General features: G+C 49.4%; 12 protein-coding genes and 1 pseudogene. 12 read left to right on the forward strand and 1 reads right to left on the reverse strand.

The window, feature by feature from the left end; all coding sequences use genetic code 11:
- From nhaA to mfd, 12 genes and pseudogenes are all read left to right on the forward strand, one after another.
- Window positions 1-1,308, forward strand: a complete 1,308-nt coding sequence (gene nhaA / locus QUE23_RS00105; protein ID WP_286348717.1) for a sodium/proton antiporter NhaA — start codon at window positions 1-3, stop codon at window positions 1,306-1,308.
- Window positions 1,309-1,351: 43 nt separating this feature from the next.
- Window positions 1,352-1,645, forward strand: coding sequence for a preprotein translocase subunit YajC (gene yajC / locus QUE23_RS00110; protein WP_286348718.1), 294 nt, complete (start codon window positions 1,352-1,354; stop codon window positions 1,643-1,645).
- Between the two features lie 3 nt (window positions 1,646-1,648).
- Window positions 1,649-3,253: a protein translocase subunit SecD gene (gene secD / locus QUE23_RS00115; RefSeq protein WP_286348719.1), complete on the forward strand. Its 1,605-nt coding sequence runs from the start codon at window positions 1,649-1,651 to the stop codon at window positions 3,251-3,253.
- Entirely contained in the window at window positions 3,253-4,215 is a 963-nt protein-coding gene (gene secF, locus QUE23_RS00120) for a protein translocase subunit SecF (RefSeq protein WP_286348720.1), read from the forward strand. Before secD ends, secF begins: the two co-directional genes overlap by 1 nt.
- A gap of 15 nt (window positions 4,216-4,230) precedes the next feature.
- Entirely contained in the window at window positions 4,231-4,572 is a 342-nt protein-coding gene (locus tag QUE23_RS00125) for a DUF6394 family protein (protein ID WP_053941027.1), read from the forward strand.
- Entirely contained in the window at window positions 4,572-7,010 is a 2,439-nt protein-coding gene (gene leuS, locus QUE23_RS00130; protein ID WP_286348721.1) for a leucine--tRNA ligase, read from the forward strand. Before QUE23_RS00125 ends, leuS begins: the two co-directional genes overlap by 1 nt.
- Before the next feature lie 16 nt (window positions 7,011-7,026).
- On the forward strand, window positions 7,027-7,527 hold the full coding sequence (gene lptE / locus QUE23_RS00135; protein WP_286348722.1) for an LPS assembly lipoprotein LptE: 501 nt from the start codon (window positions 7,027-7,029) through the stop codon (window positions 7,525-7,527).
- A complete protein-coding gene (locus tag QUE23_RS00140; RefSeq protein ID WP_286348723.1) occupies window positions 7,524-8,663 on the forward strand; it encodes a bifunctional folylpolyglutamate synthase/dihydrofolate synthase in 1,140 nt (379 codons plus the stop codon). The genes lptE and QUE23_RS00140 overlap by 4 nt, the downstream gene beginning before the upstream one ends.
- A complete protein-coding gene (locus QUE23_RS00145) occupies window positions 8,653-9,552 on the forward strand; it encodes a M23 family metallopeptidase (protein WP_286348724.1) in 900 nt (299 codons plus the stop codon). Before QUE23_RS00140 ends, QUE23_RS00145 begins: the two co-directional genes overlap by 11 nt.
- Window positions 9,539-10,478, forward strand: a pseudogene (locus QUE23_RS00150) (M23 family metallopeptidase). Before QUE23_RS00145 ends, QUE23_RS00150 begins: the two are co-directional and overlap by 14 nt.
- Window positions 10,391-10,786 (forward strand): bactofilin family protein, encoded by a 396-nt coding sequence (locus tag QUE23_RS00155; protein WP_286348725.1) that lies wholly within the window; start codon window positions 10,391-10,393, stop codon window positions 10,784-10,786. Before QUE23_RS00150 ends, QUE23_RS00155 begins: the two are co-directional and overlap by 88 nt.
- Window positions 10,783-13,758, forward strand: a complete 2,976-nt coding sequence (mfd, locus tag QUE23_RS00160; protein WP_286348726.1) for a transcription-repair coupling factor — start codon at window positions 10,783-10,785, stop codon at window positions 13,756-13,758. Before QUE23_RS00155 ends, mfd begins: the two co-directional genes overlap by 4 nt.
- Here the strand turns inward: mfd and waaF are convergent.
- The gene (gene waaF / locus QUE23_RS00165) at window positions 13,730-14,704 is read right to left on the reverse strand and encodes a lipopolysaccharide heptosyltransferase II (protein WP_286348727.1); all 975 of its coding nucleotides are present in this window, start codon (window positions 14,702-14,704) and stop codon (window positions 13,730-13,732) included. The two genes, mfd and waaF, sit on opposite strands and share 29 nt — an antisense overlap.
- Window positions 14,705-14,742: the final 38 nt, after the last annotated feature.

Here is a 14,742-nt window from a genome sequence, read left to right on the forward strand (position 1 = left end):
ATGCCTAATATGAAGAAAAATATTTTTGTGGACTTTGTCAAGAGTGAATCTTTTGGAGGGATTTTCTTATTTGTGAGCGCGTGTTGGGCGATGATTTGCGCCAATTCTTTTGTGTCCCCTTACTACTTTGAGCTGTGGCACACAAAACTAGGCATCGTCTTTGGCAAGACCTTTCTAGGCTTTTCAGTGCATCAATGGATCGATGATGTCCTGATGGCTTTTTTCTTTCTCCTTGTGGGCTTGGAGATCAAGCGGGAGGTGATGTATGGGGAGTTGTGCGGGTTTCAAAAAGCCGCCTTCCCTGTGGTTGCCGCCCTTGGCGGGATGATGGCCCCGGGGATCATTTACTATAGCCTCAATGCCGGCACCAACAGCGCACACGGCTTTGGGATTCCTATGGCGACCGACATCGCCTTTGCGTTGGGGGTGATTTTGCTTTTAGGCAAACGAGTCCCCCCCGCGCTTAAAGTTTTCTTGGTAACTCTAGCGGTCGCCGATGATTTGGGGGCGATTGTGGTGATCGCCATTTTTTACACCACAAATTTAAAATTGATTTGGCTGGGCGGCTCTGCGTTGATTTTACTCATTTTGCTGGTACTCAACCGCTTGGGGGTGAAAAGTTTGTGGCCCTATTTACTCTTGGGCGTGGGGCTGTGGTTCACCACGCACAACAGCGGGATTCACGCCACCATCGCTGCGGTGGCTCTAGCTTTTACGATTCCCATTAAGATTTCTCAGCCCTCTAAGGTCTTGCAATCCTTTTCAACAGCCCTAGCGCATTTTAAAGGCTGCTTTAAAAACCCCACCACTAAACCTTTAGAGCAAAACCAAAGAGACGCGCTTTACAGCCTACAAAACGCCACCATGTCGCTGCAAAGCCCTTTGGAGCGCTTAGAACACATCTTGCACCCCTATGGGGCTTACTTCATCATGCCCTTGTTTGCCTTTGCCAATGCGGGGGTGCAAATTGGTAAGGATTTAAACTTCCATGTGGATGAGATTTTATGGGGCGTGATCTTGGGGCTGGTGATCGGCAAACCCATCGGGATTTTGGGCATCACCTTTTTAAGTGAAAAATTACACATCGCCAAACGCCCCGAGGGGGTGAGCTGGGGGCAGATTTTAGGGGCGGGCATGTTGGCGGGCATCGGCTTTACGATGTCCATGTTTATCTCCAACATCGCCTTCAACAATGTGGATGCGATGGAGGTGTCCAAAATCGCCATTTTGCTAGGTTCGATCGTTTCGGGCATTGTCGGCACTCTGTATTTATTGGCACTAGAGGCACTCAAAAAAGCCAAAAATTAGGAAAAGTCGTTATAATGGTGCGTTTACCCACATAAGGAAGTGCATGAATCAAACCAAGGACATCTTAACCTCCCTTTTGCCCCTTTTGGTGCTGTTTTTGATTTTCTATTTTCTCATCATCCGTCCCCAAAGGGTGCAGGCTAAGAGGCATAAAGAGATGGTGGAGGGCTTGCAAAAGGGCGATAAGATCGTAACGCAAGGCGGACTCATTTGTGAGGTCATCAAGCCAGAAAACAACTTTTTTAAAGTCAAGCTCAACGACAACACAGAAGCCAAGCTTTCTAAAAACCATGTCGCCTACAAGTTTGAAGACCAAACCCCAACAGAAGGAAACTAACCCGTGCAACGGGTGTTTAACGCACGGCTTTTAGCCTTCATTTGCGCCCTGATCTTTGGTGTGGGTTTTGCTTTGCCTAGCTTTTTACAAACCAAGGGACCTAAGATCACATTGGGGCTGGATTTAAGAGGCGGGCTTAGTTTGCTTTTGGGCGTGGGGGTGCAGGAAGCCTTAAAGACTAAATACGCCTCCATCGCTTCTTCACTTGACTACGCCTTTAAGCAACAAAATATTTTAGTCCAAGATTTACACTCTTCCTTGCAAGGCGTGGCCTTCACACTCTTAGACAAGGACGATGAAAAGAATGTAGACAAGATTTTGCAAGATTGGCGCAAAGACGGGGTGGAAATTTTCACCACCGGTAGCAACTACACCCTGCGCCTCTCTTTTAGAAAGACTGAAGCCTACAAACAGCAAACCGTGGTGCAGGTCATCAGCACCATTAAAAACCGCCTCGATCAATTTGGACTAGCCGAGCCAACCGTGTTGCAACAAGGCAAAGACGCGGTGTTGGTGCAACTGCCTGGGATCAACAGCATTGAGGAAGAGCAAAGGGCAAAGGATCTCATCACCAAGTCCGCCCATTTGCAGATGATGGCTGTGGATGAGGAAAAGAACGAGTATTTAGACAGCCTCACCGATGAAGAGATTAAAAAATTAGGCGATGTGGTTTTGCCCTATGCGGGCAGGGGCGGACAGGCTTACGGACATTTGCTCTTAAAGGCGATCCCCATTTTAGACGGGGAAATGCTCACAGACGCGCAGGTGGTCTATGACAAAAACAACCAGCCCGTGGTGAGTTTCTCTTTAAACTCACAAGGGGCGAAGATTTTTGGCGACTTCTCGGGCGAAAATGTGGGTAAGCGCATGGCGGTGGTGTTGGATCATAAGGTCTACTCCGCCCCTTATATCCGTGAGCGCATCGGCGGGGGTAGCGGGCAAATTAGTGGCGACTTCACGGTCGCACAGGCCAGCGACTTAGCCATTGCGCTAAGAAGTGGGGTGTTGAGCGCCCCCCTTGTGGTCTTAGAAAAGCGCATCATTGGTCCCAGTTTGGGGGCTGATAGCATCAAAACTTCGATCGTGGCGTTGATCGGAGGCTTTATTTTAGTCATGGTCTTTATGATCGCCTACTACGCTTTAGCCGGCGTGATTGCCAGCGTGGCGCTCATCGTCAATTTATTTTTAATCATCGCTGTGATGGCGATCTTTGGGGCAACCCTGACCTTGCCGGGCATGGCGGGCATTGTGTTGACCGTGGGGATGGCGGTGGACGCAAACATCATCATCAATGAGCGCGTGAGAGAAGGCCTAAGGCGCAATGAGAGCATTGCGCAAGCCCTGCACTCGGGCTATGCCAACGCCTCAAGGGCGATCTTTGACTCCAATCTCACCTCTCTCATCGCCTCTTTTTTGCTCTACGCCTATGGCACGGGCTCGATCAAGGGCTTTGCGCTCACCACGGGCATTGGCATTCTAGCCTCGATCTTAACCGCCATTGTCGGCACGCAAGGTTTTTACCAAGCCATTTTGCCCAAACTCTCACGCAAAAGGAATTTGGCGTTGTGGTTTGGTGTGTCTAACCAAGTTTCTAAAAGGGGGGCGTAGTGGAGCTGTTTAAACGGGTGAAGATCCTCAACTTCATGGAGTACTCCAAATGGGGGCTTGCAGCCTCCACGCTCTTAGTCGTCGCTTGTTTGGGGCTGATTTTGTTTAAGGGCTTTAATTTGGGTGTGGACTTTGCCGGTGGGAGCGTGGCCCAGGTGCGTTTCACCCAAAAAGCCCCCATCACCAAGATCCGACAAGCTTTCACTGAGGCGCAATTTAGTGGCGTGCAGGTGAGTGCCTTTGGCTCGGAGCAGGAAGTGGTGATTAAAATCCCTGTGGGCAAGGTGCATAAGGATTTGAGCACAGAGATCACAAACATTTTAAAACCTTTAGGCAAGTTTGAAATCCGCAAGCTGGATAGCGTGGGGCCTAAAGTGGGCGATGAGCTGAAAAAAAAGGGTGTGCTTTCTTTAGTCTTGGCGATCCTTGCCATGATGTTGTATGTCGGGGTGCGCTATGAGTGGCGTTTTGCGCTGGCGAGTGTGGTCGCGCTCTTGCACGATAGCTTGATTACCGCCACAAGCGTGATTGTGTTTAACATCGATTTAAACCTAGAAGTCATTGCCGCTATTTTGACCTTAATCGGCTACTCCATCAACGACACCATCATTATTTTTGACCGCATCCGCGAGGGCATGCTCACCAAGCGCACGAATGATTTAGATTATGTCATCAACGAAGCGATTTCCAGCACCCTCACAAGGACCTTACTCACTTCTTTGACCGTGTTTTTTGTGCTCTTGGTGCTCTATATCTTTGGGTCTAAAATTTTAGTGGGCTTTTCTTTGCCCATGTTGCTTGGCACCATCGTGGGGACTTACAGCTCGATCTTCATCGCCCCTAGAGTGGCGATTTTGCTCGGTTTTGATCTAGAGAGATACCACGAAAACGAATTAAAAAAGGCAAAAAAGAAACAAGAAAAGGAGCGCTTGCGCCGCCAATACGAACACGGGCGGGTTTAGCCACAAAGGAGAGCTATGGACTGGGGTCGGGTTGTCTTTACCATTTTTAGTTTGGTGAGTACCACCTCCATTGCGGGGTTTTTGTATGAGCCTAATGTGGTGATCCTCTTTGTGGCGATGGCCTTAAACCTCATTGTCACGACGCTGAAAATCGGGGTGCAGAAGCAATTTGCCTCCGAGCTTATGGGCGGTTCGCTAGTCGCCCTCTTGCACCTCATGCCCGCCTTTGTCTTTTTGCAAATCTTAAACAATTTGATCTTTGCCTACACTTTGATGATCGGCGCACTCATCAGCAATGTCTTTTGTTTGGTGCTCTTGGTGATCGACAGCATTAAAAATACAGATGTGGAATACTGATGCAAACCTACAACCCTAAAGAAATTGAAGCAAAATGGCAAAACGTTTGGGCTAAGTCAAATGCCTTTGAACCTAGTGATGACTTTAGCAAACCCAAAAAGTACATTTTAAGCATGTTGCCCTACCCTAGCGGAGAGGTGCACATGGGGCATGTGAGAAACTACGCTATTGGGGATGCTTTGGCTAGATATGCCCGCCAAATGGGCTACAATGTCTTGCACCCGATGGGCTTTGACGCTTTTGGCATGCCCGCGGAAAATGCTGCCATCAAGCACGGCGTGCACCCTAAAAAATGGACCTATGAGAACATGGCAAAAATGCGCCAAGAGTTTCAGGCTCTAGGCTTTTCCTTTTGCCAAGAGAGGGAGTTTGCCACCTGTGCGCCCGATTACACGAAGATCGAACAGCAATTTTTTATCGAAATGTATGAAAAAGGCTTGGTCTATCAAAAAAAGGCGTGGCTGAATTGGTGTCCTAAGGATAAAACGATCTTAGCCAACGAACAGGTGATCGATGGGCGGTGCTGGCGCTGTGATTGTTTGGTGGAGCAAAAAGAAATGCCCCAATACTATCTAAAAATCACCGCCTATGTGGAGGAACTTTTAGAGGGCTTAAAAACCCTAGAGGGACACTGGCCTAACCAAGTGCTACGCATGCAAGAAAATTGGATGGGCAAATCTAGCGGCATGGGCTTTAGCTTCAGCCTAGATCAAGCTAGCCAAGAGCTCTTAGGGCATTCTCAAGGCCTAGAAGTTTTCACCACCCGCATAGATACCATTTATGGTGTCACTTTCATTGCCCTAGCCCCCGGCCACCCCTTCGTGCAAACCTTGCTAGACAAGGGGGCATTAGAGCCAAATGCCGCTAAAGAGATTAAAGCCATCCAAAACACCAACATGCGCACGAGGGCGTTAGAAAAAAGGGGGGTTGCCTTGCCTTTAAAAGCGATTCATCCCCTTACAAAAGAGTTGATCCCTGTGTTTGTGGCTAACTTTGTGTTAGAAAACTATGGCAGTGGGGCTTTAATGGGCGTGCCCGGTTGCGACCCTAGAGACTATGAATTTGCCAAACTTCTAAACATCTCCATCATCCCCTTGATTGTGGGGCAGGAAGTGCCTTGCAATGAAGAGGGCATTTTACAAAACAGCCAAGACTACAATGGCTTAAGCACCACAGAGGCCAAAGAACAACTAAGTGCACTCTTTGAGGAGCAAAAACTAGGGCAAAGGGTCATTAACTACCGCTTGCAAGATTGGGGCATTTCAAGGCAGCGCTACTGGGGGGCACTCATCCCCATGGTGCATTGTGCTAGTTGCGGGTTGGTGTGTGAGAAGTTAGAGAATTTGCCTATTTTATTGCCTGAAAATGTGGTGATCGATGGCGAGGGCAACCCCCTAGACAAGCACCCGACTTTTAGAGATTGCACTTGTCCGCAATGTGGGGGCAAGGCGCAAAGAGAAACCGACACGATGGACACCTTTTTCCAATCCAGTTGGTATTTCTTGCGCTACACCACGCCCAAAGCTCTACGGGAGCAACAAGCTTTTGAGCCACAAGAGTTAAGCTATTGGTTGGGTGTGGATTCGTATATTGGCGGGATCGAGCACGCCATTTTACACCTGCTCTACGCGAGGTTTTTTACAAGGGCCTTAAGGGACTTAGGCTATGTCAAGCTGGACGAGCCCTTTTTAGCCCTAACCACGCAAGGCATGGTGCTTAAAGACGGGGCGAAAATGAGTAAGTCTAAGGGCAATGTCGTCACCCCTAGAGAGATTTTAAACAAACACGGGGCGGACATCGCAAGGCTCTACATCCACTTTGTCGCCCCCCCGCATAAAGAGCTCGATTGGAACGACCAAGCCCTAGAGGGGGCGGCGCGCTTTTTACGCCGCTTTTATGAAAAGTCCTTTTTAGCACAGCCTTGTGAAAACGCGCCTAAAATTGAACTAAGTAGCCTAAATGCCGAGGACAAACAAGCCCGCCAAAAGGTGCATTTGGCCCTACAAAAATGCCACGACATCTTTAAAGAAGCCATCCCCAACTACCCCTTCAACACTTTAATCGCCGCGTGCATGGAAGCTTTAAACGCCCTAGAGAAAAGCAGCAATGCCGCCATTTGGACGGAGGGGTACTACATTTTAACCCATATCCTAGAGCCCATCATCCCCCATGTGTGCTTTGAAATTGCCCATAGGCTTTTTAAGCTTAGCAACTTCAAGCCCCTAGAAGTGGACGCTAAGGCCCTAGAGCAAGATAATGTTAACATTGCCATCACCATCAATGGCAAAAAGCGTGGGCTGGTGAGCGTGCCTAAAGACACCCCTAAAGAGGCGTTGTTAGAAGCCGCCCGCCAAGAGGTGGTAAAGTGGCTAGAGGGGCAAAAGGTGCTTAAAGAAGTGGTTGTGCCGGCCAAGTTGGTGAATTTCGTCCTTGCTTAAGAAATGTGGCGGGCAAATGTGGCGGGCGTGGGTTTTAGTCTTTTTACTCTGTGACTGTGGGTATCAGCCCATCGCCAACTTTGCGGATAAGGTGTTGGGTAAGGGGGTGTTCGTGCGCCTAGTGGTGAATTTACCCAACCCTAAAAACTCCGTGGAGTTTAAGGACTTGTTGAACCGCTTCATCGTGCAGCGCTTCCAAAACACCCTAACCACAGAGAAGCAAGCCGACTCGATCATCACCATTGAAATGAAAAGGGTCATCGACACTTCCATTAGCCAAAACCAAGAGGGCTTCACCACCTTTTATAGGGTTACGGTGTATGTCACCTACACCTACGACAATAAAATGGGCGTTACCAAGACCTTTGAGGACAATGGTTATTACAATTACGCTGTGTCCTTGCAAGACCCCTTAATCACCTACAATAACCGTCTGTATGCCATCGGCCAAGCCCTAGAGCAAACCCTCACACAATTTGTGTCCCAAATTGCCTACGAGGGGAAGGTGAATAAATGAAGTTAAGCGATTTTCTTACCACCAAACCCTTTGAACTTGCCCCCTTTGAGCCTAGGCGTTTTAAACAAGCCTACAAGGACTTTTGCCAGCATTTTAAAGACACCACGCCTAAAATCCACATTGTCGGCACCAATGGCAAGGGCAGCACGGGGCGTTTTATCGCCCAAAGCTTAGAGGCAAGCGGTTTTAAAGTCCTGCACTTTAGCTCCCCGCATTTGCTAGACTTTAATGAGCGCTTTTACACCAATGGGCGAAATATCCCCCAAGAGCAGCTAGAGCAAGCCCACGTTTATTTGCAAAGCCTACCCCTAGACCCTAATTTAAGTTATTTTGAATACGCCACGCTCTTAGCGGTGGTTTTGGCTAAAGATTGCGATTATATGGTCGCTGAGGCGGGATTAGGTGGCGAGTTTGACAGCACCACGAGTTTAAATAAGCGCATCGCCCTAGTTTTTACGCCCATTAGCGTGGATCACACCGACCGCTTAGGTGCAAATTTATTGGAAATTGCCACGACAAAATTAAAGGCAGGGCTAGGCTTAGAGCCCCACACGCCCATCATTTTTGCCAAACAAGAGTTAGAGATGCAAGGATTGGCTAAAAAACTTTTACCTAGCCAAAATTTGATCTTCATTGAAGATTTAAGCCCACAAGCCCTAAAAGAGGGACAAAAATGGGGTTATCCGCCCTTTTTGGTGCAGAATTTACAGAGCGCGCTAAGCACCTTGCACGCCCTAAACCTTGCGCCTAAAACTTTAAAACGGCTAAATTTAAGGGGGCGTTTTGAAGCCCTTAAGCCCAATGTCTTGCTAGATGTGGCGCACAATGTGGGGGGGGCTAGGGCTTTAGCTGAGGCTTTAAAAGGGCGGCAATTAGACTTGATTTACAACAGCTACGCTAGAAAAGATGCATTGGGGGTCTTAGAAAGTTTAAAACCCTGTGTGCGGCATGTGTGGGTGCTGCCCGTGCAAGATAGTCAAACCATGCCCTATGAGAGATTAGAGGGCATTTTAAAAGAGCTCAATTTGCCTTTTAGCCCTTTTAAGGGAGAATTAGAGCCTAGCAAGTCTTATTTAGTGGCGGGCTCCTTTAGCGTGGTGCGTAGCTTTTTGCAAAGGGGGGGCTTTGGCAGATAAATTCATGCTCACCATCATCGATGAAAACGGCTCAAGGCAGTGGCGCGTACCTAAGAACGCCAAAAGGCACGCCTTAGTGGCGGGGGCACTGGTGCTTGCCGTGCTCATCGTGGGGGGACTGGTGCTGATCTATTTGGTGCACCGCATCAGTGGGCTCACTTTGGACAAAAACATGATTCAAGCCAGCTACCAAAGCATTTACAACAAAAACAGAGCCATGCAGCAAGAGATCAGCCAAAAAACCCAAGAAATTGCCCTAGTAACCCGCAAAATCAAGGACTTGGAGGGCATTTTAAAGGTGGAAAAAACCAAGGTGGATAAGTCGTATGAAGTGGATTTAAACGCCCTTTCAAAGGCGAATAAAACCCTGACTTTAGCCCTCATCCCCAATGGCGAGCCGGTGAAAAGTTATAAAGCACGGGTGAAGGCCAACACCTTGCATAAAAAGTCGCTAGGCCCCTACAATGCCTACAACTTCAGTGTGGCTACCAACACCCCCGTTTACGCCACCGCCAGCGGGGTCGTGGATTTGCTCTTGCAGCGCAATTTTCAAGACTACGGCAAATTGATTCGCCTGGAAAACGCCTTTGGCTTCACCTCTATTTATGCTCGCTTAAACTCCATCACTATCAAGCCCCACGCCTTTGTGCAAAAGGGCGAGCTCTTGGGTTATAGCAGCACGAGTCTGCACTATGAAATCCGATTTTTAGGGCGGATCGTGGACATGCCCTTGTTCATGGACTGGGACATGGAGCACTTTAATGCCGTGTTTGCAGACGAACAAGTGGATTGGCAAAACCTCTTTTACAGCATTGAGGACATGGTGCAAGTGCAGGGCTATAAAAAAGCCCAAGCCCAAGGTTTAGGGGAACTTAGTGTGGCTCAATAAGCGGCTCATTTTAATCTTCACCTACAACGATGGGAGCAGGACGCTAAACATCCCCGTTGTTTACAAACAGCTGGCCTATTATTTGCTTTTGCTAGTGGTGGGGGTATTGCTCTTTTTAGCCATCGCGCTTTACACGCTCGAGCACGAAATCCACATCACCAAAGCCCAAACCAAAAAACTAACCCGCGAATACCAAAAGAGCGCTGAGGCCCATGCCCAACTCAACCGACAATTACAAGGCTATTTAGAAGAGATCATGCTCGCCGGCGATCGCATCAACGATTTAGAGGACTTCGTGGGGGTGGACAACAGCCAAGAGGACGACAACGCCCCCCTAAGCCAGCGTCTAGATGTCGCTAGCATCACGGGGGCGCAAAAAACCTTTATCATGCGCTTCATCCCCAATGACAACCCTTTAGAGAGCTTTAAAAGGGTGTCTAGCACCTTTTCCAAGCGCTACCATCCCATCTTGCACCGCATGGCCAACCACACGGGCGTGGATTTAAGCACCCCCGTGGGCACCCCCGTTTATGCCACGGCTAATGGGGTGGTGGGCTTTGCGGGGCGGGGTGGAATGGGGGTACGGACAGCTCATCAAGCTCTATCACCCCTTTGGCTTTAAAACCTACTACGCCCACTTAAAGAAAATCGCGGTGAAAAATGGGGAGTTTGTCAAAAAAGGCCAACTCATCGCCTACAGCGGCAGCTCAGGGATGAGTACGGGCCCACATTTACACTACGAGGTGCGCTTTTTAACCAAGCCCATCAACCCCATGTATTTCATTAAGTGGAACATGAGAGACTTTGATTTTATCTTCACAAAGGAAAGGAACATTGCATGGCAATCTTTGCTAACGATCATAAACAACCTGCTAATGGATCAGCCACCATCATCGCCCAAGGCACCAAGTTCAAAGGCGAATTAAACATCGACTGCCATTTGCACATCGATGGCGAGTTTGAGGGGACCATCCACTCCAAAAGTGTGGTGGTGATCGGCAAAAACGGCGTGATGATGGGCGACATTTTTGCCAGCCGCTTGGTGGTGAGCGGCAAGTTTAACGGCAACGCTGAGGCAGATGTGATTGAGATCATGCCCCTAGGCTATGTGGATGGCAAGATCGTAAGCTCCGAGCTCATCATCGAGCGCAAGGGGATTTTAACCGGAGAGAGTCACCCTAGAAAGGATGTGATCCAAAATCTCGAAGAGAACAAGGCCGCCAAGCCTTCATGATTCAAGCTAGCCTTCATGCCGCCTTGGGCTCTTTTAAGTCCACAATCCTAGCCACTAAAGATGCTAAGGAAGCCCTAGAAGCCCTGCAGGTGTGGCGCTTCTTTAGCCCGCACACCCCCGTGTTTGTGTTGCCTGAACTACGCGCCCACTACCTAGATGACATGCGTGCCTTTAGCGCGGAGCTCAAAGAGCTCTTAAGCACTCTAGGATACTTTTACACCTCTTTAAAAAACGATCCCAACACCAAGCTCTTAGCCCCTTTGAGCGCACTCTTAAACCCCCTGCCTTGCCCCAAGCTTTTACAAAGCTTTGCCATCACTTGCCTAGAGAGCTACGACCTACAAGACTTGCAAGAAAGGCTAAGGCTCTTTGGCTACGACTTTGTGGATTTGATTGAACTGCCCGGCGAGGCGAGCTTTCGAGGCGACATTGTGGATATTTTCATCCCAGGACAGGCAAAGCCTCATCGCCTAAGTTTTTTAGGCCAAGATTGCGAGGACATCCGCACCTTTGACCCGCGCACGCAGCTTAGCGACCCGTCCGTCATTGAACAAATAGACATCACCCCCGCTCTTTTTAGCCTAGATGCCCCCACACACGCCCTATTGCAACAACGCTTAGACAAGTTAAATGCCCCCGTGTTACTACCCGATTTGGCCTCTCTAGGCTTTTGGGTGTTGGAGGATTTGGGGCGCGATTTTTTAACACATTACAGCGTGATTTTAAGCGCAGGGGCTAAAGAGCAAGCCAAAGAGTGGCACAATCTAGAGTCAAGCCCTGCCCTAGAGCGCGCCTTAAGCCTGCCCCTTTTACCCACGCCCCCACACTGCCAAGACATCCAAAAGCCAGCAAATTGGCAGGACTTTTTAGAACTCAACGCTGCTAAAAAAATCACGCTCATCGCTAAAAATGCGGACTTTTTGCCCATCACCAACACCCCCTTTGAAAGCGCGATCTCTACCTGCGTGCTGCATTTTTCTACCCCTACACAGCTTTTTTTATCCACGCATGGCTACGAGCCTCCAAAGGGTGCCAGCCGCTCTAAGCTCATGCTCAATGAACTTGTGCCCGGAGATTTTGTGGTGCATGAAAACTATGGCATCGGGCTGTTTAAGGGGTTGGTGCAGCAAAGCGTGCTAGGCAGCGTGCGCGACTTTATCGCCCTAGAATACCAAAACGCCGACCGCCTGCTCTTGCCCGTAGAAAATTTACACCTCATCGAGCGCTACATCGCCAACCAAGACATGCCCTTGTTAGACAAACTCGGCAAGGGTAACTTTGCCAAAGTTAAGGACAAGGTGCGGGCCAAGATTTTAGACATGTCGGCGCAAATCATCGCCCTAGCGGCCAAGCGCAACCTACTTAAAAACGACTTGGCGCAAATCGACACGCACCAAATGCAAGTCTTTAAAAAAGCCTGTGGATTTGCGCTCACTGTCGATCAAGAGCAGAGCATTGCTGCTATTTTGCAGGATTTTGCCAGCGGACAGGTGATGGATCGGCTTTTAAATGGAGATGTGGGCTTTGGCAAGACAGAGGTCGCCATGCACGCCATTTACGCGATTTTCTTAAGCGGCAAGCAAAGCGCGCTCTTTGTGCCCACCACGCTTTTATGCGCGCAGCACTTTGCCACTTTAAAAGCGCGCCTAGAACCCTTTGGGCTGAAGGTGGCGAAGCTCGATCGCTTCAGTAGAGATAAAAAAGCGGTTTTAGAGGGTTTAAAAAAGGGCTTGGTTGATGTGGTGGTGGGCACCCATGCACTTTTAGATGCAAAGTTTAAAGAGCTTGGGCTCGTCGTGGTGGATGAAGAGCATAAATTTGGGGTTAAGCAAAAAGAGGCGATCAAGGCTTTGAGCGAAAGCGTGCATTGCCTTAGCATGTCTGCCACGCCCATCCCCCGCACCCTTAGCATGGCTCTATCCAAACTTAAAGGAGTCAGCACCCTAAATACCCCACCTAGCATCAGGCAACCCAGCCGCACTTTTGTCAAGGAAAAGACGGACGCGCTTTTAAAAGAGGCGATCTTAAGAGAGTTGCGCCGCAAGGGGCAGGTGTTTTACATCCACAACCACATCGAGAGCATGCCAAAGGTGCAGGCCGCCCTGTTAAAACTCCTGCCCCATTTAAGGGTGCAAATCTTGCACTCTAAAGTCCCAGCCCTACAAGCCGAACAAGCTTTGCTGGACTTTGCTAAAGGGGATTACGAGGTGCTTTTATGCACTTCTATCGTGGAATCTGGCATACACCTACCCAATGCCAACACCATCATCATTGACAACGCCGACAACTTCGGACTAGCGGATTTGCACCAACTCAGGGGGCGTGTGGGTCGCGGGCATTTAGAAGGCTTTTGTTATTTTCTCGTGCAGGACACTGAGAGTTTGAGCAATGAGGCCAAGAAAAGGCTGCTCGCTTTGGAGAAAAACTCGTATCTAGGCAGTGGAGCGAGCATTGCCATGCACGATCTGCAGATTCGGGGTGGGGGCAATTTCTTAGGGGCGCACCAAAGCGGGCACATTAAAAGCATTGGCTATGGGCTTTACACGAAAATGCTTGAAGAAGCGATTTGTGGGCGTACGCAGGATGTGGGTGTGGATTTAAGCTTAAGTGTGAGTGGGTTTTTAAGCCCTAAGCTCATCGCCAGCGATAGCCTGCGCTTGGAGCTGTATCGGCGTTTAGGCTTTTGCAAGGATTTAGCCAGCGTGCAAGAGATTCAGGCTGAAATGCGTGATCGCTTTGGAGTGCTAGACACCATGAGCACACAATTTTTGCAAATCATACGGATTAAAATTCTAGCTAACCGCTTGAAAATCTCCAAAATCTCGCAATACGGGCAGAATGTCACACTATTTATGGGGGGCGATCAAAATGTCTTGCTTAAAGCTCCCAGCAAGGACGATGGGGACATCTTGCACGCCCTTTTAAGCCACCTGCAGGCCTGTGCTAGGACAGAACTTCATCCACAGCCTTAAGCACGCTTGAGGGCAATAGCCGCGTCATGCAGGCGTGGTTGTCGTGTTTGAGTGGGCAGGTGCGCTGTTTGCAAGGTGAGCAGGGCATGGCTTTAGAGAGCAAGGTCGCCTTTTTGTATTGCCACGGCCCCGTTTCTCTGGGGTCTGTGGGGCCAAAAAGGGCAATAATGGGGACATTCAAGGCAGCGGCAATGTGCATGGGGCCGCTGTCATTGCAGATGAATAGGTCTAGGGCGGCGATCGTGTCTATGAGCTCAGGGATGCTGGTTTTGCCGCACAGATTGTGTAGCAGCGGGTTTTCTTCCAACGGCTCTAACACTTCTTGCACCACGTCCAAATCTTCCTTGGCCCCCAGGACATACACTCCGTAGCCTTTTTCTAACAAGTTGGCGATCAACTCTCTAAAATAGGCGGGCTTCCAGCGTTTAGCACTCCCAAAAGCCGCCCCCGGGCTCACCCCTATGTTCTTAGGCCCCTCTAGCTTTAGGGGGTTGGCGTGGATGAGTAGAGGAGGTAGGGGGGTTTTAGGCACAAGGGGGCTTAGTAGGTGGCAATAACTCTCCACTTGGTGGGCGTTGATGGGCTCTAGGGGATGGGTGAGTAAAAAAGTGCGCCCTGTGCGCTCATAGCCGATGCGCTTAGGTGTGTTGGTCCAGTAGAGCAGCAGCGCGGCGTAAAAGTGGTTGTTGAGCGTGATCGCGATGTCGCAAGGACCAATGCGTTTAGCTAGTCTGTAGGTGGCAAGAGCGCGCCAAAAGGCTTTTTTGGTGTTGTCTAACACCAGCGTGCAGTTAGGGGTGCGCTCAAATAGGGCGCAGACCTTGGGCGGCCCGACTAAAATGAACTCTGCATTGATCTCTTGAAAATGGGCTTGCAGGATTTGCAAAAAGGGGGTCGCCATCACACCATCGCCGAGCCAATTAGGCAAGCGGACTAAAATTTTCATTTATGCACCTTAAAAACCAATATTTGTTATAATAATAG

This window comes from Helicobacter felistomachi, from assembly GCF_030296895.1.
GTDB lineage: Bacteria > Campylobacterota > Campylobacteria > Campylobacterales > Helicobacteraceae > Helicobacter > Helicobacter felistomachi.